We start from the raw sequence: 16,771 nt of genomic DNA, 5'->3' as shown, positions 1-16,771 counted from the left end.
ACGATGCCGCATGATGGCCACGACGACTTTCAGACCGAGCCGGTCCGTGGACTTCCCGAATCCTTGCCACCGGGGGAACATATCCTCTGGCAGGGACAACCCAATTGGTGGGCGCTGGCCAAAGACGCCCTGAGCCTTTGGTGGGTTGCGGGATATTTCGCCTTTCTGTTCGCCTGGCGAACAGTGGGCGGGGCAGCGACGGAAAGCTGGGCGCAAAGCGCCACGGCGGCATCGTTCTTCCTGGTCCTCGGCGCAATCGTGTGTGCGTTGTTGATTTTGGTCGCTCTGATCCAGGCCAAAGCCAGCGTTTACACGATCACCAACCGGCGTGTGGCGATGCGCATCGGCGCCGCGCTGACCATGACGTTGAACCTGCCCTACAAGCAGGTGATGAACGCCAATCTGGGCCTGCGCAAAGACGGCACGGGGACCATCGCGTTGGAGATGCATCCCGAAGGCGGCATGACATTTTCCTACCTGATGACCTGGCCCCATGTGCGGCCCTGGAAGATGGCCCACACCCAACCTGCTCTGCGCTGCATCAATGATGCAAAAGAGGTCGCTGCGATCCTATCGGAAGCGGCTCAAACCGCTGTATCAGAGCCTGTTATCGAACGTATCCCGGTGCCTGAGATGGCCCATCAACCAGCGGAATAAGGAGGAGAACGACCCATGACCCTCACCCCCGCCCCAGAGAAAGACTATGTTCGCAGTCGCGCGGAACAGAAGCTTGTCACCCGTGACAAGGAGATGATCCCCACGGTTCTGATCCGTGCGATGTTTGTCCTGTGTTTATGTGTGCTGATCATCGTCAGCTATGCGCGTTTGACCGACCGGCCCCTATCAGCCATGCCTCCGCCTGAGGCCGAGGTGCCGCCTGTGGCCGAGCGGATGATCCGTATCTTTGGTCAGCTTGATGGCTCCGCTCGCGTGCTCGACCTGAACGGAAATGTCGTCGCCAATTTCGGCCCCGATGAGGGCGGATTTGTTGCCGGCGTCTACCGTGTTCTTGAGCGGGAGCGCGGCGCTGTGGGGTTAACCCCCGACGCGCCGATCCGTTTGGTGCGGTTTGCCGATGGGCGGATCAGCCTGCGCGACGATGTCACCGACTTCCGCGCCGAGCTTGTGGGCTTTGGCGCAGACAACGAAGCCGCCTTTGCGCGCCTGTTGGAGGAATAGACCATGGGACTTATCACACGCGATTTCGAAATGGCGCCTTGTGAGGTCGAGGTCAGCCATTGCTTCGATAGCCTGCACGCCCACGTCAAATTCCTGAACGGGGCGACGATCAATCCCGGTGACGAGGTGCAAGTGCAAGGCGCGCCCGTCATGGCGCCGTATGGCGAGGTTGTGCGCGAAGAGCGTATGGCCCGCATCACCCGCGCCTCGAAACTGGAACAGCTCTGGACCCGCATGACCGGCGACTTTGAGTTCATGGAGCTGTGCGAATTTTCGTTCTCTGAGGAGGTCGAGCTATGAAAGACGCAAACGCCACACACTCCGCTGATGCCACCACCGTCGAAGAGGCGCTGGCCGCATCCAACCATCAGCCCGTCGTCGATAGCGACGGCGCCACGGCGCTCGCGATGCAGAACACTCTGCTGACGCCACGCTTCTACACCACCGATTTCGATGAAATGGACGCCATCGATGTCACACCCGTCCGCGAAGATTGGGACAAGCTGATCGCGCAGATGAAATCCGACCCGAACAAGGGCCATTTCAAGAAGAACGAAGACTGGGACGACGTCGACTGGGACGGTATGGAGCCGAAGCTGAAGGCCGAGTTCATCGACTTTCTCGTCAGCTCCTGCACGGCCGAATTCTCGGGCTGCGTGCTCTACAAGGAAATGAAGCGCCGCGGGAACAATGATGACATCGTGACCCTGTTTCAGCTGATGGCGCGGGACGAGGCGCGCCATGCGGGCTTCATCAACGATGCCCTGCGTGAGGCGGGTATTGCGGTGAATCTGGGCTTCCTGACGCAGAAGAAGAAATACACCTATTTCCGGCCGAAATTCATCTACTACGCGACCTATCTGTCCGAGAAGATCGGATATGCGCGCTACATCACCATCTTCCGCCATCTAGAGGCGAACCCCGAACACCGGTTCCACCCGATTTTCAAATGGTTCTGCGAATGGTGCAATGATGAGTTCAGCCATGGTGAGGCCTTCGCCCTTCTGATGAAGACCGATCCAAAGCTGACCCAGGGCGGTAACGTTCTCTGGATCAAGTTTTTCTTAACCGCCGTCTATGCCACGATGTATGTGCGCGACCATCAGCGCCCCGCCTTCCATGCGGCGTTGGGGGTCGATCCGGATTGGTACGCCCATGAGGTCTTCACCAAGACGTCCGAGATCTCGAAACAGGTCTTCCCGATCACATTGGATATCGACCATCCGCGTTGGGAAAAGGGCCTGAAGCGGTTGCAAAAGGCCAATGCCGATTTGGCGGAGGCAAAGCAGAAAGGTCAGTTCTTCCGCCGGATCGGTGCGTCTGCGCGGGCAGGAATGGCGTTTGTCAGCCTGTTCACGATCCCTGCCGTGAAGCACAACGTGCCCGTTCAAACCCGTCTGGAGCCTGCCTACTGATGCTCGCATCGCCCTGGATCGCGGCCCTTGCGGCCCTGTTTGTCTGGTGGTTCTCCACCGGAGCGATCCTGCTGGCGGTGCGCAAGGCAGATCGCGCGGGACCCCATGCGCGGCTTTGGGTCTGCCTGATGAACCTGCCGTTCCTTGTGTTGGGGGCGGCAGGCTTTGTCGACACACTGAACAATGGCACCGTCGCGGGCACCTATGTGGCGTTTCTGTCGGCGCTGGCGCTTTGGGGCTGGATCGAACTCGCCTTCCTCACCGGTACGATTACCGGCCCCGTCACCTCGGATGCCCGTCACGGCGTTCCCGAATGGGAGCGGTTCATTCGGGCCTGGGGCACCATCGCCTATCACGAAATGCTGCTTGTCGCGGTCCTGCTGGCCATGATCGGTCTATCTTGGGGGACCGATAACCAATTCGGCACCTGGACCTTTGCGCTTCTCTTCGTGGCGCGGATCAGTGCCAAGCTGAACCTCTATCTGGGCGTGCGGAAGATCAATGTTGAGTTCATCCCCGAACCGTTGAACCATCTTCCCAGCCATTTCCGTCACGCGCGGATGAATTGGCTGTTCCCCATTTCAATCACTGGCCTGTCCTTCGCCGTTGCCTGTTGGCTTGAGCGTTTATGGGCCGCGGAAACTGGCGCCGATGTGGTCGGCTTTGCCCTTTTGAGCGCGCTGACCGCGCTCGCCCTTTTGGAGCACTGGTTCATGGTGCTCCCGCTACCCGATGAAAAACTATGGCGATGGATGCTGCCCGACAGGGAGGCCGCCAACCAAGCCGCACTACCAAGCGAGGAAGCCCGATGAACTTTGATCAGATGTTCCAAACCCAGCTCGATGCCCTGAAGGCCGAGGGGAATTATCGCATCTTCGCTGAGTTGCAGCGCAAATGTGGGGCGTTCCCACGTGTGCGGAACCACTCCGATGGCCAGGACGAGGTCACCGTGTGGTGTTCGAATGATTACCTTGGGATGGGGCAGAACCCGAAGGTGATGCAGTCGATGATCGATACGGTCAACGAATGCGGCACGGGCGCCGGTGGAACGCGCAACATTTCGGGCAACGCGCATCACCATAAGCTGCTTGAGGCGGAGCTGGCCGATTTGCATGGCAAAGAGGCGGCGCTGCTGTTCACCAGCGGTTATGTGTCGAATTGGGCATCGTTGTCGACGCTGGGCTCTCGTCTACCGAATGCGGTGATCCTGTCCGACAGCTTGAACCATGCCTCGATGATCGAGGGTATCCGCCACGCCAAATGCGAGAAACGGATCTGGAAACACAACGATCCAGAAGATCTCGACCGCAAGCTGGCTGCCTTGCCTGCCAATGCGACGCCCATCGTCGCGTTCGAGTCGGTCTATTCGATGGATGGTGATATCGCGCCCATCAAAGAGATCCTGGATGTCTGCGATAAATACGGCGCCATGTCCTATATCGACGAGGTCCACGCCGTTGGTATGTATGGCCCGCGTGGCGGCGGTGTGGCCGAACGCGAGGGCTTGATGGATCGCATCACGCTGATTGAGGGCACGCTGGGCAAAGCCTATGGCTGTGTTGGTGGGTACATCACCGGATCCCACGCGCTGATCGACTTCATCCGATCCTTTGCCAGTGGGTTCATCTTCACCACGGCGCTTCCGCCCGCGGTGGCCGCTGCGGCGACCACATCGGTCCGGCACCTCAAGGAAAGCGGTTGGGAACGCGCGATGCAGCGTCGCCAGGTGGACCGTCTGCGCGCCCGGTTGGATGCCGAAGGCATTCCGCATGAGCATAACCCATCCCACATCATCCCTGTAATGGTGAAGGACCCCGTCAAATGCCGCATGTTGAGCGACATTCTTATGGAACAATTCGGGATCTACGTGCAGCCGATCAACTATCCGACCGTTCCGAAAGGAACCGAGCGGCTCCGCTTCACGCCGGGTCCCCTGCATAGTGATGAAGATATTGAATACCTGGTCATGGCGCTGAAAACCCTATGGAAACAATGCGCAATCGCCCATGCTGTCGCCTAATTCATGCAGGTTCACAAAAAGATGTGGACGACGCCCCTGAAAGTTTAGGTATACAACGGTGAGCATAAACTAGGGAGACTACCCATGAAGCGACTTTCCGTTCTCGCCACGGCGGCAACGCTCCTGACAACTCCGGTTCTGGCCGATGGTCACGCGACCGGCGACGCCGAAGCCGGTGAACGCGCATTCCGTCAGTGCATCTCGTGCCACGTTGTTGTGGATGCTGAGGGCGAGACCCTCGCAGGCCGCAATGCGCGCACTGGCCCCAACCTGTGGGGCATCCATGGTCGTACCATCGGCAGTGTCGAAGATTTCCGCTATTCCAACGGTCTGACGGCCCTGATGGAAGCGGACATGGCGTGGGATGAGGCGTCGTTTGTAGCCTATGTTCAAGACCCGACCGGCTGGATCCGTGAAACTGCCGGTGATGACAGCCTGCGTGGCGCGATGAGCTTCCGCGTCCGGTCCGAAGAGGACGCGCTGAACCTTTACGCGTACCTCGTGTCGCTGGGCGGCCCCGAAGAAGAATAGTCTTCGACCGATAGTTTGATTGTGAGATTTTGGGTGGCTCTCTGATCTGAGGGCCACCCTTTTTACTGGGCGAGAGCTGGCGTGGCGGCAAAGGCAGCGATCTCGGCGGCGACGCGCTCCGGCGCCTCCTCATGGGCCAGATGGCCCACGCCGTCGATCACGATCAACTCCGCATTCGGCATAGCACTGACGGCGCGTTTGGCGATGCTGGTATCGACGGCTGTATCGTTGCCGCCATGGATGAAAAGGGTCGGTGTTTCGATTTCGGGCAAAGCCCGGTTCAGCTCCGCCAGCGACCATTGCGCCATCATCGCCAGGGTTCCGTCCACATGGGCGCGGCGTCTGACAAGATCGGCATAGGGGCGAAGGGCGGCATCGGTCAGTTCGGATCCGGTGGACCGTATCAGCGACCTCACTTGGCCAAGCGATCCAGAGCCGGAAGACAAGAACAACCCGGTCAGCGGATTCAGGGCAAGCATCTTGGCCATCACCGGAAACAGCACACCTGCAGCGCCGCGGAAGTCTTCCAGCGCGGCATTGACCAGGATGAGGCGATCCGGCGCAATTAAATTGCGACGCACCATTTCCAAAGCGACGGCTGCCCCTGCGGAATGGGCGACTACAAGGTTCGGATTGGCCTCAAGCGCGTTCATCAAGTCGGCAAGATCCATTGCGACATTTGTCAGGCGCGCACGGCCTCGGGGACTTCTGGTAAAGCCGTGTCCGGGCAAATCAGGTACTAACAAGCGGTTCTGAGCCTGAAAAATTGTGATCAGATCCGTCCAGGAATGTGCCGAAGCACCCGCCCCATGCAGCAGGAGTACCGGGTCTCCGTCACCAATGGTTTGGACATGCCAGCGATGCGGCGCGGCCTCGACGATCCGGCTATGGGCGCGGTTGGGCCAGTATTCCGGTGGCAGCCCGGTCATGGCGCAAGCGCAGTATCGACGGCGCGCGACAGGCTGCGGCTATCTGCGCGCGGCAGCGGCAAATAGGGCGCGCCCATTACTTGAGCCAAAGCGTCCAAGCCACGCGTCGGTCGCAGCCCGGTGTCGATCACTAGGCCAGGAATGGCATCTGTACGAATGGCTGTCGCCAGCGCTGTGGCATCTTCCGCGGCCTGCGCACGATCGGCCTTGCCCGTCAAGTCTACATTGGCCCGCCCATCCGTGAGCAGGGCAAGCGAGGGCGTCATACCCTTACCGCGCGCCAGATCCGCCAGCTCCATGGCAGCCTTTAGACCGGCCGCGAGTGGCGTACCACCACCGCCCGGCAAGCTAGAAAGCCTCCGCTTGGTCTGCACCAGGGATCGCGTCGGCGGCAACAAAACGTCCGACCCCTCGCCGCGGAAAGCGACCAGCGCCACATGATCGCGGCGCGAATAGGCTTCGGCTAGCAGCAATTCGACCGCTCCCTTCGCCTCCGCCAACCGTGCCATCGCGGCAGAGCCCGACGCGTCGACCACGAAGATGATCGCGCGGTCGGAGGTTTCCTGGAACCGGCGCACGCGAATGTCTGACATCCGCACATGGATGCGGTCGGCAATACCCGTCGTTTGACGCCGCATCGGTTGCCAGGGCGCAGCGGCGCGCAGGGTCGAAACCAGATCAATTCGCGCACCATTACCCACCCGACCCGGGCGAGGTGACAATGGTCTACCGCGCCGATTGCCGGCCTTCTTCGCACCACTGCCCGAGGCGGCGCCGTTGCGTGTGGCTTTTCCCGTTGCGATCCTGGCCAATAGATCTTCTGGTAGCATCGCTTTGGCTGCGTTCAGGATCATCTCAACCGGCGGCAAGCCCGGGCTTTCATCTGTATCCCCAGCCGCGTCCTCTGAGGGCGGTTCTGGCGGCGGTGGCGTGTCGGCAGGCTCGTCAGACGCATCTGGGATCGTGGTCGCGCGCGGGGCCAGAACCAGTTCAACCGCAAACATGATATCGGTTTCATCGACGCTCTTGGCCTCTGACAAGGCGGCAGAGGCGCGGGCCAGGGCCAGAGCTTGCAACGGTGCCCGCAAAGACCCGATGCCCAATCGCGCTGCGACCGCTGTCAGGTCCGCTAAGGCGCGCTCAGGCACATCAACGCTGTCAAAACACGCGCGGGCCGCTTTTAGGGCCTCGGTATCGAAACAGAGTTCCGGCGCGTCGGACAATGGGTGGTCGCTGAGATCCAGATGGATCGCCAAACGATCCGTCAGCGAGTCAGGCGCACGCTCCGCCGGTTCTGCACCTTCGTCCAACGCGATCAACGCCAAGTCACGACCGGTATCCAACGCCAATGCCAAACGTCCTGCAAACTCTGAGGACGCCCGTTCGGCCATTGGCAAGATCAAGACATCTGCGTTGGCCAAAACCCCACGCGTTCGCACCAAGGTGCCAGTGTCCAGCGTCGCCGCCAGATCTACGCCGCCAAATAGCGCGTCATCGTCCATCAGCGGGGTGATGCGCCTGACAGAATGTCCCTGAAGAGCAGTTCTGAGACCTTTTTCGACACGGTCGCGTACCGGACCAACCCGCGCGCGCAGCCAAAGACCGCCGAGATCGAAGGGCGCGACGGCAAGGCAGGCAAGGGCGAGGTTGACCCGCTGCCACCGTGCCTCGGCACCGCTCACCCCAGGACCTCGTCAACGACGCGATTGACCCGTGCAGTTGATCCGGCCTCATCGAGGGGGTCGCGGCGCAACCGGTGCCGCAACGCGCTGGGCGCAACGCGCCGCAAGTGATCGCGCGTGACGCTTGTGTCGCCTTGGAACGCCGCCAAAGCCCGCGCTGCCCTCAACAATGTCAACTCGCCGCGCAATCCATCGGACCCCAAGGCGATACACAACGCCGCGCAATCATGTAGGGCGGCATCATCGGCATCGACCGTGTCGAGCCTTGTGCGTGCCTCGATGATGCGCGCCCGCAATTCGGCATCCGCGCCGCTCCATTCGATGCAAAACTCCTGCGGATCGCGATCATAGGCGTCGCGCCGCCGGATCACGTCGATCCGCATCTCGATATCGGTGGGGCTTTCGACCTCAACCGACAGGCCGAACCGATCCAGCAATTGCGGGCGCAATTCTCCCTCTTCCGGGTTCCCGGACCCGACCAGCACGAAACGCGCGGCGTGACGGATCGACAGGCCTTCGCGTTCGACCACATTCTGGCCCGATTGCGCGACATCCAGCAAGAGATCAACCAGGTGATCTTCTAGCAGGTTGACCTCATCAATATAGAGATAGCCGCGGTTGGCGCGCGCGAGCAGGCCTGGTTCAAAAGCCTTTTCCCCCTTGGTTAGCGCCTTTTCGATATCTAAGGCACCCACGACCCGATCTTCGGTCGCACCCAGCGGGAGATCGATGACCGGAGTGGGGATATCGACCATGGCGTCGGTGGCAGATGTGACCCATTGCGGCACATCCGCAAACTGGGCCGAGTTCACCGGGCACCCTTGGACCGCCTGGATCTGGGGCAACAGCGCAGCAAGACCGCGTACGGCGGTGGATTTCCCAGTGCCGCGATCGCCGAAGACCAGAACGCCGCCGATCCCCGCATCAATCGCCGTCAGGATCATGGCGCGCTTCATCTCGTCTTGGCCCACGATGGCGGAAAACGGGAAGGGTCCGATTTCGATAACGTCTTTCATTCCGCTGCCACTTTCATGTTGTCCGCGGTCAAATCGGCTTGCAGGGGTCCAAAGTCAGGCGTGGCGCCATTCCACCGCCCCTCGACCGCATCCAATCGAAACCGCGCGTAAAGCTCTTCCCGAAACCAGCGCTCGGTTCGCACGGCGCGGATCGCTTTTGCGTGCGGGCCATCATGGCGCGCGAAGGCCGCCATCGATTCTGCGTCGGGCCAGATCGAAAAGGTCACCTGATGCAGCCACGGCACCTCACCAATGCCGATCTTGAACATCACATTGGGATCTTTGCCGATCACCTTTGAAATGCCGGGAACACGCCCCCAAAAACGCGCCGCGATGCGGGGCTTGATCGTGGCCCGCGTTAAGGCCGCGATCGGTCCACCTGGCGCGTCTTGTGGTTCGAATGGCGCCTTGCCTGCCCATCGACCTCGGGCCGAGGTGGGCGTCAGGAACATTGTCATCATCTCGTCGGAATGATCGCGATAGCGCCGAAACACTGGCGCGCCGAACAGCGCGCGCCGCGCTGTGTCATGGTCTGGCCATGTCGCAAGAATGGCATAAACGGCGGTATTGGGCACAGGCGTGAACCCTTCCCCAGTGCCGGAGCCGCAGAGTTTCCAGGTGCCGATTCCCTTGGTCCGCGCGATCTGGGCGCGCGCCAATCCCATTTGTGCAAAAGCCCATAAACGCGCAGATAGGGCGCCGAAATGATACAGGCTAAGAGTCGTCGATTGCATGGCCGGTCTTTCCATGTGTCAATCAAGTCTGACATTTTTCTTGCGAAAGTGGAAGCCAAATCTCCTTTGCAAATCCGATCTTGCAAGCATATTGTCAGATCAGATTGACAGATTGGTGGTGCTATGGGTGAGTCCTTGAGCAACAGACCGACGCAAGCCATCGTGATCGGTGCGGGCCTTGGCGGCTTGTCTGCTGCAATGCGGCTGGGTGCGAAGGGATATCAGGTCACCGTTCTGGATCGGTTGGATCGCGCCGGTGGACGGGGCTCGTCCATATCGCAAAACGGCCATCGCTTCGATCTGGGTCCGACCATTGTTACCGTGCCGCAAGTGTTTCGACAGCTTTGGGCGGAGTGCGGGCGCGATTTCGATGCCGATGTCGATCTGCGCCCCGTGGACCCCTATTACGAGATTCGCTGGCCCGACGGGTCGCATTTCCGCGTGTCGCAGGATGAAGCCGAGATGGAGGCCGAGGTGCAGCGCCTCGCCCCCGGTGATCTGTCGGGATATCGCAAGTTTCTTGTCGACAGTCAGAAGCGCTATGAATTTGGGTTCGAAGGTTTGGGCCGTCGCCCAATGAACAAGCTGATGGACCTGGTGCGAGAACTGCCGGGTTTTGTCCGCTTGCGCGCCGACCGCTCCGTCTATCGCCACGCTGCCGCCCGGGTCCGCGATGCACGCCTGCGCATGGCATTGTCTTTCCATCCATTGTTCATCGGCGGGGATCCGACCCGTGTGACCAGCATGTATATTCTGGTCAGCCATTTGGAGAAAGAATTTGGCGTTCATTATGCGATGGGCGGCGTGCAGGCCATGGCCGACGCGATGATGGGCGTGATCGAAGATCAAGGCGGGTCTGTCCGATTGGGTGTGGACGTGGCTGAGATTACCGTCAAGCAGGGTCGAGCATGCGGTGTTGTCATAGCGGATGGCGAAGATCTTACGGCGGATATCGTCGTGTCTAATGCAGATCCGGGCACCACATACGAACATCTTCTGGCAAAACACCCCAAGCGTCGCTGGACGCCGAAACGGCTGAACCGCTCACGCTGGTCCATGGGTTTGTTCGTTTGGTATTTCGGAACCAAAGGCACACGCGCGAAGTGGTCGGATGTCGGCCATCACACGATCCTCAACGGCCCACGATATAATGGCTTATTGGACGATATTTTCATCCGTCGTCATTTGGCCAAGGACATGTCGATCTACCTGCATAGGCCAAGCATTACTGACCCGTCGGTTGCACCGGCGGGCGATGATACGTTTTACGCCCTGGTACCGGTGCCGAACCTGCACGGCCCATCGGTCCATTGGGAGAAGATGACCGAAACCTACCGCGCACGGCTGGCGGGTATCCTGAATGATCAACTTCTACCCGGGTTCGAAGATCACCTTAGTGCCTCGCATATCTTCACACCGCAAACCTTCATCGATCGCTATCGGTCGCCCCATGGGGCCGGATTCTCGCTTGAGCCACGGATTTTCCAATCCGCCTGGTTCCGCCCGCATAATATCTCTGAAGAGATTGATGGCCTTTACCTTGTCGGAGCGGGGACCCATCCCGGGGCCGGTATCCCGTCGGTTGTCACCTCATCCGAGGTTCTGACCCAATTGGTGCCTCCCGCCACCAATCCGGTGACCCCACCCAAGCAACACCACCTTGCCGCTGAATAACGAACGACCAGATGATCGACCCTGATGATTTAGCCCATTGCCGCGCAGCGATCCGCGAAGGATCTTATTCGTTCCACGCGGCGTCGCGTCTTTTGCCCGCCTCCGTACGCGACCCGGCGCTGGCGCTCTACGCGTTCTGCCGTCTGGCCGATGACGAAGTTGATTTCGGAACCGATAAACCGGCTGCTGTTCTGTCGCTGTCTGAGCGGTTGGATGCGGCCTATCGTGGGCGGCCCCGCAATGCACCGGCAGATCGCGCCTTTACAGCGTTGATCGAGGAATTTGAGATGCCGCGCGCTTTGCCAGAGGCACTGCTTGAAGGCTTGGCCTGGGACGGGATGGAGCGGCGATACGAAACCTTGTCGGATCTGCGCGCCTATTCCGCCCGCGTTGCCGCTGCGGTTGGCGCTATGATGTGTGTGCTGATGCGCGTGCGTGATGAGCAGGCCCTTGCGCGCGCATGTGATCTGGGGGTCGCGATGCAACTTACAAACATCGCGCGCGATGTGGGTGAAGATGCCCGCGCCGGTCGGCTATATCTGCCGCTCACTTGGCTGGAGGAGGAGGGGATTGCGCCCGACGCGTTCCTGTCCAACCCGCGTTCCACACCTGCGATCAAACGTCTGACCCGACGATTGCTGTCCGAGGCGTCGCGCCTGTACTACCGGTCCGAGCCTGGGATTGCGCGTCTGCCGCTGTCCGCCCGGCCCGGTATTTTTGCAGCGCGTCATTGCTACGATGCGATTGGCCGCCGTCTGGCGCGTCTGGATCATGACAATATTGCCCATCGCGCGACGACAAGCTCGGCTCACAAACTGGGTCTTTTGGCGCTGGCCGTCTTGCGTAGTGTAAACGTCTCTATTCTGCCCATGAGCGCCGTAATCTACGCGAAACCTCTGCCCGAAACGGCGTTTTTGGTCGAGGCTGCGGCGCATCCGACACCGGACCGCTCCACTTGGAGCGATCCTTTGCTGAGCGTATTGACGCAATTGAAGGCGCGCGACACCGCAACGCCGGCGGAGTGATCACCGGCTGTGCCGCGCCCGTTCGCGCCATAGGGTGAACAGGCCCGCGCCGACAACGATGCCTGCGCCGATCACGACATTGCTGGCCAAGTCTTCGCCGAACACAACCAATCCCAGTGTCGAGGCGAACACCAATTGAAGATAGGCAAAGGGCTGCACCGCGGAGGCTTCGGTGATCTCGTAAGTTCTGATCAGCAAGTAATGCCCCGTCGCCCCTGTAACACAGAGCAGCGCCATCCAGGCCCAATCCAGCCCGCTCATCGGTTCCCAGAACCAAACGCCAATTGCGGTCATGACCACGCAGCCCACCGTTCCGGTCCAGAAGAAACTGGTTGCTGCGCGGTCTTTGCGGGCGGCAAACCGCGTGAGCAGGTTATACAGCGCGAACATCATAGCGGCACAGAGTGGTACGAGGGCTTCGATGGAGAAGACGGTCACTCCTGGCTGAAGAATGATCAAGACACCGATGAAGCCGATGCCAATCGCGCTCCATCGTCGCCAGCCGACCTTCTCCCCCAGGATCGGGCCCGAGAGCGCGGCAACGATAAGCGGATAGCAAGTGAAGATCGCGTGGGATTCGACCAATCCCAACAGCACAAAAGCACCAACCATTACGCAAATCTCGGTTGCCAAAAGCGCGCCGCGGAAAATCTGCAACACAGGTTGATCCGTTTGCGCTGCCGCACGAATGCCGCCCGCTTGGCGCGACGCGACTGTCACGACGAATGCGGCGAAGAACCAATAACGGATCATCACCACCATCAGGACGTTGTATTCGGCAGCCAGATGACGGCTGAGCCCGTCCTGCATCGCAAAGACAAACATCGTCAGCATCATCAGGTAGATACCCAGGCGGGGCGAAGCTTGTGTCATGCAAGATGCCCGCAGGTCATATGGCGTTTGCGGCCGAAGCCAGGCACCCGCTCCACGGTGAAGCCTGCATTCGCGAGACCCCGCCGAATATCGCCTGCGGCGGTGTAGGTTGCAAAGGTGCCGCCAGGCACTGTGTGTCGGGCAACCATCTCCATCAAGTCGGGGCCCCACATCTCGGGGTTTTTGGCAGGAGAAAAGCCGTCGAGAAACCAGGCATCGGCGCGCCCGCCCCAAGCCGCCAGCATGTCGCGGGCATCACCTATGATCACGGTTAGCTCATAATCAGGCCCTGTTTGGCTGGTTAGAGCCTCAATCGGTAGGTCTTTATGGGCATCCAATGCGCGGCGCTGATCTTCGGGCGCCATTGGATAGGCTTCGAAACTCGTAAAGATAAGACGCCCGGCGCTGCCGCTGTCTCGAAACGCCTGTAGGGCCGTCAAAAAGTTCAGACCGGTGCCAAATCCCAGCTCCGCAATATGGAAACCGTCGCTAAACCGCGCTGGCAGATCATTGCCCTGTAGAAAGACATGGCGGGTTTCGGCCACGCCATCGTCCAGCGAATAGAACGGGTCGTCGAATTGCACCGACACTGGAACCGTGTCGCGCCACTCGATCTTGTGCTGGTTCTTGTCCATTGCGCGTCCTATCACCTGCGTCAGGGACGATCTGCCACCAACAGCGGAGTTGCAATGCCTGACTTCACCATTCGCGGCGCCGGGATCACCGGCCTGATGTGCGCGTGGCACTTGGTGCAGCGCGGTGCACGGGTGCAGGTGGTCGATCCAGGCGGCATAGGCGCTGGCGCGTCCGGCGGGATCGTGGGGGCGCTTGCCCCCCATGTGCCTGAGAACTGGAACGACAAAAAGGCCATGCAGTTTCGCGCGTTGGACCAGGCTGAGGCGCTTTGGGCTGATATCGCGGCGACCGGCGGAGCCGATCCTGGATATGGTCGAACCGGTCGCGTGCAACCCATCGCAGATGATGCCGCCGCGGCTTTGGCGCATCTTCGGGCCGAAACGGCCAAGGATCTATGGCAGGGCCACTACATATGGACGGTGAAACGGGCGGTGGACTTTGGCCTGTCGAGCCCAACCGGTTTGGTGATTTTCGACACGCTCACCGCTCGTATCCACCCCCGCCGTGCCTGTCATGCCCTGGCAATGGCTTTGCAGTCGCGCGGCGTTGAAATTCTGCCCGATGAGCCAACCAAGGGTGTTGAGGTTTGGGCCACAGGTGCCGCCGATCTGCTGGAGATATCTGAGGCCTTGGGCAAATCCATCGGGGCGCCGATCAAAGGTCAGGCGGCGTTGCTTCGGGCCGATTTGAAAAGTGCGCCCCAGATCTTTGCGGACGGGTTGCATATCGTGCCCCATGCGGATGGCACCGTGGCACTTGGGTCGACCACCGAGCGGGTCTTCGACAACCCAACCAGCACCGATGCGCAGCTAGATCCGTTGATTGCCCAGGCGCGTGCCGTCTGTCCGCAACTAACCGAAGCACCGGTGATCCAACGCTGGGCGGGATTGCGCCCGCGTGCGCGAAGCCGCGCACCGATGGTCGGGCCGCATCCGACACGACCGGGTGCCTATATCGCCAATGGTGGTTTCAAGATCGGCCTCGCCATGGCCCCAATCGTGGCGGAGATGTTGGCCGATCTTTTGCTGGAAGGTGTTGATGCGATTCCTGACAATTTCCGCCCAGAGGCCAGCCTTTAAAGGCCCGCCGCCATGCGTAGTGCCGTCATCTGCTCACCCAAAAGCTTGCGCCCCATCTCACCTGTGAGCGTATCGCCATCGAATTCTTTGGACGCGCCGCCGATCAAGACTTCCGGCCCCAGGATCAGCCGCGGGCGAAAGGCGACCATGCATTCCCGCATGCTCAGCTGCGTGCGCTCGCCACCCGAACGGCCCGCCGTAGCGGACAGGATCGCAACGGGTTTGCCATTCCAGGGGCTGCCCTTTGTGCGGCTGATCCAATCCAGCGCATTCTTAAGCACCCCCGAAATGGCTTTGTTGTATTCCGGGCCCACGACGATCACAGCATCGGCTGAGGCGATCTGGTCGGCCAAGGCCTGAACCTCGGTTGGGATACCTTCGGCCTCTTCAAGATCCCCGTCATAAAGTGGCAGGCGCAGATTACCGTCGATGAAGACCCCAGGATCAAACGCGCGCGACGCTTCCATCATCAGCTTGCGGTTGAACGATCCTGACCGAAGTGATCCGCATAATCCCATAAGTGTGCCGCTTGGCATGTGGTGGTCTCCAATTTCAAAAGGCTGCGTTTAGTCCAAGGCGGTCGCCGGTTGGGGTTGATCCAACATGCGCACCTCTCGCTGTGGGAACGGAATACTAATTCCGTTCTCCTGAAAGGCATCCCAAAGGGCCAAATAAACATTGCCTCGGATATTGGTCAGACCGCCGGTGGGGTCAGTGATCCAGAAGCGGAGGATATAGTCGACCGATGAATCGCCAAACCCCACGATATGGCAGACCGGTGGGCGATCTTTCAGCACTCTGCTGACATTTGATGCGGCCTCGATCGCGATGCGTCGGACCGTGTGGGGATCATCGCCATAGGCGGTGCCGAAATAGATATCGAGCCGCACAAATTCGTTCGAATGGGACCAGTTTACCACTTGGCTGGTGATCAGATCTTCGTTCGGGATCAGGTATTCCTTCCCGTCCCGCGTCACGACGCTGACATAGCGGGCACCAAGGGCGTTGATCCAACCAAAGGTCTCGCCCAGGCTGATCACGTCACCGGGTTTGATCGACTTATCCAGCAGGATGATCACACCCGACACCAGGTTTGAAACGACCTTTTGCAGGCCGAAGCCGAGGCCAACGCCAATCGCGCCAGACAGGACCGCAAGACCAGTCAGGTCTATGCCGGTCAGCCGCAACCCCACAAAGACCGCCAATCCATACAAAGCCACCTGTACGAATTTGACGACCAGCACCCGCATCGAGGGGCTCATATCCTCATTGCGCTCGATCCGGGTGGATGCCGTCCGGGTCATGAATCTTGCGGCCAGAACCAGAGCGGTGATCACCAGAACGGCTTGCAGTAGAACAAGCAGCGACAGGCGCGCTTCACCCAGGTCGAAGCCAACGGAGTCGAGAACAGCTGCGGCCTCGTCTCGCAAATCGAGGATCAACAGGGTCACAAAGATCCAGGCGCCATAGCGCACGAGGGTTCGCACAAAGCTGGATCTGATCAGGCGCGTGACAAAAGCAACAAACAGCCAGGCGGTTGCCAGCTCCGCGACGATGGTCAGCAGGTAGGTGCGAGAGGGCCAAGTGATCTCGCGCATCATCAGCACAACGATCCAGATCAACAGGACAAAGAAAATCATCTGAAGGCGCAAGTGGATCACCACCAGGATACGCATGCGCCAAGTGGGCCATCCTTCGCGTGCAGCCATCCAGGCGCGGATCCGTGGCCCAAAGAGCAGGCGCAAGACGTAAGCCGCCAAGAAAACCGCCAGGGCAATCCCGATTTGGTAGGCGTTCCAAGGTCGTAGCAGGCTTTCCGCGAAGGTTCCCACGCTGTCCCATAGCCCCATCACCTCGGTAATTGCGGTGTTCAGCGGTGCGGTGGTTTCGGGAAGTGGTGTTTCTGGATCCATAACTCGTCCGATTGCCGTCAGGTCGGACTACCATATCGGGCTTGGGTCGCCTCGCAAGTCGCCAC

At 60.2% G+C, this 16,771-nt stretch carries 18 protein-coding genes; 10 read left to right on the top strand and 8 right to left on the bottom strand.

From position 1 onward, the window contains the following. The first annotated feature begins 3 nt into the window (after positions 1-3). From puhB to V8J82_RS08295, 7 genes are all read left to right on the top strand, one after another. Positions 4-657 (top strand): photosynthetic complex putative assembly protein PuhB, encoded by a 654-nt coding sequence (puhB, locus tag V8J82_RS08325; protein ID WP_339974100.1) that lies wholly within the window; start codon positions 4-6, stop codon positions 655-657. 15 nt (positions 658-672) lie between these two features. Continuing rightward, positions 673-1,179 carry a photosynthetic complex assembly protein PuhC gene (gene puhC, locus V8J82_RS08320; RefSeq protein WP_339974098.1) on the top strand — a complete coding sequence of 169 codons (507 nt, stop codon included), beginning with the start codon at positions 673-675 and terminating at the stop codon, positions 1,177-1,179. Between the two features lie 3 nt (positions 1,180-1,182). Further along, complete coding sequence (locus tag V8J82_RS08315; RefSeq protein WP_339974096.1) at positions 1,183-1,479, top strand: O2-dependent cyclase accessory protein; 297 nt, start codon at positions 1,183-1,185, stop codon at positions 1,477-1,479. Beyond that, positions 1,476-2,594, top strand: a complete 1,119-nt coding sequence (gene acsF, locus V8J82_RS08310) for a magnesium-protoporphyrin IX monomethyl ester (oxidative) cyclase (RefSeq protein ID WP_339974094.1) — start codon at positions 1,476-1,478, stop codon at positions 2,592-2,594. Before V8J82_RS08315 ends, acsF begins: the two co-directional genes overlap by 4 nt. Next, the gene (gene puhE, locus V8J82_RS08305) at positions 2,594-3,406 is read left to right on the top strand and encodes a putative photosynthetic complex assembly protein PuhE (RefSeq protein WP_339974092.1); all 813 of its coding nucleotides are present in this window, start codon (positions 2,594-2,596) and stop codon (positions 3,404-3,406) included. Before acsF ends, puhE begins: the two co-directional genes overlap by 1 nt. After that, positions 3,403-4,614, top strand: coding sequence for a 5-aminolevulinate synthase (hemA, locus tag V8J82_RS08300; RefSeq protein ID WP_339974089.1), 1,212 nt, complete (start codon positions 3,403-3,405; stop codon positions 4,612-4,614). The genes puhE and hemA overlap by 4 nt, the downstream gene beginning before the upstream one ends. An 84-nt stretch (positions 4,615-4,698) precedes the next feature. After that, a complete protein-coding gene (locus tag V8J82_RS08295) occupies positions 4,699-5,145 on the top strand; it encodes a c-type cytochrome (protein WP_339974087.1) in 447 nt (148 codons plus the stop codon). Positions 5,146-5,207: 62 nt separating this feature from the next. On the opposite strand, the gene bchO is transcribed toward V8J82_RS08295, so the two are convergent. The 4 genes from bchO to crtA are packed head-to-tail and all read right to left on the bottom strand — an operon-like array spanning position 5,208 to position 9,506. After that, entirely contained in the window at positions 5,208-6,074 is an 867-nt protein-coding gene (gene bchO, locus V8J82_RS08290) for an alpha/beta fold hydrolase BchO (RefSeq protein WP_339974085.1), read from the bottom strand. Next, positions 6,071-7,756, bottom strand: coding sequence for a magnesium chelatase subunit D (locus tag V8J82_RS08285; RefSeq protein ID WP_339974083.1), 1,686 nt, complete (start codon positions 7,754-7,756; stop codon positions 6,071-6,073). Before V8J82_RS08285 ends, bchO begins: the two co-directional genes overlap by 4 nt. Further along, positions 7,753-8,772: a magnesium chelatase ATPase subunit I gene (gene bchI / locus V8J82_RS08280; protein ID WP_339974081.1), complete on the bottom strand. Its 1,020-nt coding sequence runs from the start codon at positions 8,770-8,772 to the stop codon at positions 7,753-7,755. Before bchI ends, V8J82_RS08285 begins: the two co-directional genes overlap by 4 nt. Next, positions 8,769-9,506, bottom strand: coding sequence for a spheroidene monooxygenase (gene crtA / locus V8J82_RS08275; protein ID WP_339974079.1), 738 nt, complete (start codon positions 9,504-9,506; stop codon positions 8,769-8,771). The genes bchI and crtA overlap by 4 nt, the downstream gene beginning before the upstream one ends. A 123-nt stretch (positions 9,507-9,629) precedes the next feature. Here crtA and V8J82_RS08270 point away from each other — a divergent pair, with 123 nt between their 5' ends. Beyond that, on the top strand, positions 9,630-11,180 hold the full coding sequence (locus V8J82_RS08270; protein WP_339974077.1) for a phytoene desaturase: 1,551 nt from the start codon (positions 9,630-9,632) through the stop codon (positions 11,178-11,180). A gap of 11 nt (positions 11,181-11,191) precedes the next feature. Then, on the top strand, positions 11,192-12,205 hold the full coding sequence (gene crtB, locus V8J82_RS08265; protein ID WP_339974075.1) for a 15-cis-phytoene synthase: 1,014 nt from the start codon (positions 11,192-11,194) through the stop codon (positions 12,203-12,205). Here the strand turns inward: crtB and V8J82_RS08260 are convergent, their stop codons facing one another. Both V8J82_RS08260 and mnmC2 read right to left on the bottom strand, forming a co-directional pair. Next, positions 12,206-13,078, bottom strand: a complete 873-nt coding sequence (locus tag V8J82_RS08260) for a DMT family transporter (protein ID WP_339974073.1) — start codon at positions 13,076-13,078, stop codon at positions 12,206-12,208. It lies immediately after the preceding gene. Continuing rightward, entirely contained in the window at positions 13,075-13,713 is a 639-nt protein-coding gene (mnmC2, locus tag V8J82_RS08255) for a tRNA (5-methylaminomethyl-2-thiouridine)(34)-methyltransferase MnmC2 (protein WP_339974071.1), read from the bottom strand. The genes V8J82_RS08260 and mnmC2 overlap by 4 nt, the downstream gene beginning before the upstream one ends. Before the next feature lie 54 nt (positions 13,714-13,767). Between mnmC2 and V8J82_RS08250 the strand changes: the two genes are divergently transcribed. Continuing rightward, complete coding sequence (locus tag V8J82_RS08250; protein ID WP_339974070.1) at positions 13,768-14,793, top strand: NAD(P)/FAD-dependent oxidoreductase; 1,026 nt, start codon at positions 13,768-13,770, stop codon at positions 14,791-14,793. Here V8J82_RS08250 and V8J82_RS08245 read toward each other — a convergent pair. Next, positions 14,790-15,329: an NADPH-dependent FMN reductase gene (locus tag V8J82_RS08245; protein WP_339974068.1), complete on the bottom strand. Its 540-nt coding sequence runs from the start codon at positions 15,327-15,329 to the stop codon at positions 14,790-14,792. The genes V8J82_RS08250 and V8J82_RS08245 overlap by 4 nt on opposite strands. Before the next feature lie 30 nt (positions 15,330-15,359). Next, the gene (locus tag V8J82_RS08240; protein WP_439650039.1) at positions 15,360-16,706 is read right to left on the bottom strand and encodes a mechanosensitive ion channel family protein; all 1,347 of its coding nucleotides are present in this window, start codon (positions 16,704-16,706) and stop codon (positions 15,360-15,362) included. Between the last annotated feature and the right edge of the window lie 65 nt (positions 16,707-16,771).

The organism is Gymnodinialimonas mytili (genome assembly GCF_037544085.1).
GTDB classification, from domain to species: domain Bacteria; phylum Pseudomonadota; class Alphaproteobacteria; order Rhodobacterales; family Rhodobacteraceae; genus Gymnodinialimonas; species Gymnodinialimonas mytili.
This window is presented reverse-complemented; position numbering and strand designations above follow the sequence as displayed.

Coding starts and splice junctions, on each gene's coding strand:
- crtB (WP_339974075.1), top strand. CDS start 11,192: ATGATCGACCCTGATGATTTAGCCCATTGCCGCGCAGCGATCCGCGAA.
- acsF (WP_339974094.1), top strand. CDS start 1,476: ATGAAAGACGCAAACGCCACACACTCCGCTGATGCCACCACCGTCGAA.
- V8J82_RS08315 (WP_339974096.1), top strand. CDS start 1,183: ATGGGACTTATCACACGCGATTTCGAAATGGCGCCTTGTGAGGTCGAG.
- puhB (WP_339974100.1), top strand. CDS start 4: ATGCCGCATGATGGCCACGACGACTTTCAGACCGAGCCGGTCCGTGGA.
- crtA (WP_339974079.1), bottom strand. CDS start 9,506: ATGCAATCGACGACTCTTAGCCTGTATCATTTCGGCGCCCTATCTGCG.
- bchO (WP_339974085.1), bottom strand. CDS start 6,074: ATGACCGGGCTGCCACCGGAATACTGGCCCAACCGCGCCCATAGCCGG.
- puhE (WP_339974092.1), top strand. CDS start 2,594: ATGCTCGCATCGCCCTGGATCGCGGCCCTTGCGGCCCTGTTTGTCTGG.
- V8J82_RS08295 (WP_339974087.1), top strand. CDS start 4,699: ATGAAGCGACTTTCCGTTCTCGCCACGGCGGCAACGCTCCTGACAACT.
- V8J82_RS08260 (WP_339974073.1), bottom strand. CDS start 13,078: ATGACACAAGCTTCGCCCCGCCTGGGTATCTACCTGATGATGCTGACG.
- mnmC2 (WP_339974071.1), bottom strand. CDS start 13,713: ATGGACAAGAACCAGCACAAGATCGAGTGGCGCGACACGGTTCCAGTG.
- bchI (WP_339974081.1), bottom strand. CDS start 8,772: ATGAAAGACGTTATCGAAATCGGACCCTTCCCGTTTTCCGCCATCGTG.
- hemA (WP_339974089.1), top strand. CDS start 3,403: ATGAACTTTGATCAGATGTTCCAAACCCAGCTCGATGCCCTGAAGGCC.
- V8J82_RS08250 (WP_339974070.1), top strand. CDS start 13,768: ATGCCTGACTTCACCATTCGCGGCGCCGGGATCACCGGCCTGATGTGC.
- V8J82_RS08245 (WP_339974068.1), bottom strand. CDS start 15,329: ATGCCAAGCGGCACACTTATGGGATTATGCGGATCACTTCGGTCAGGA.
- V8J82_RS08240 (WP_439650039.1), bottom strand. CDS start 16,706: ATGGATCCAGAAACACCACTTCCCGAAACCACCGCACCGCTGAACACC.
- V8J82_RS08270 (WP_339974077.1), top strand. CDS start 9,630: ATGGGTGAGTCCTTGAGCAACAGACCGACGCAAGCCATCGTGATCGGT.
- puhC (WP_339974098.1), top strand. CDS start 673: ATGACCCTCACCCCCGCCCCAGAGAAAGACTATGTTCGCAGTCGCGCG.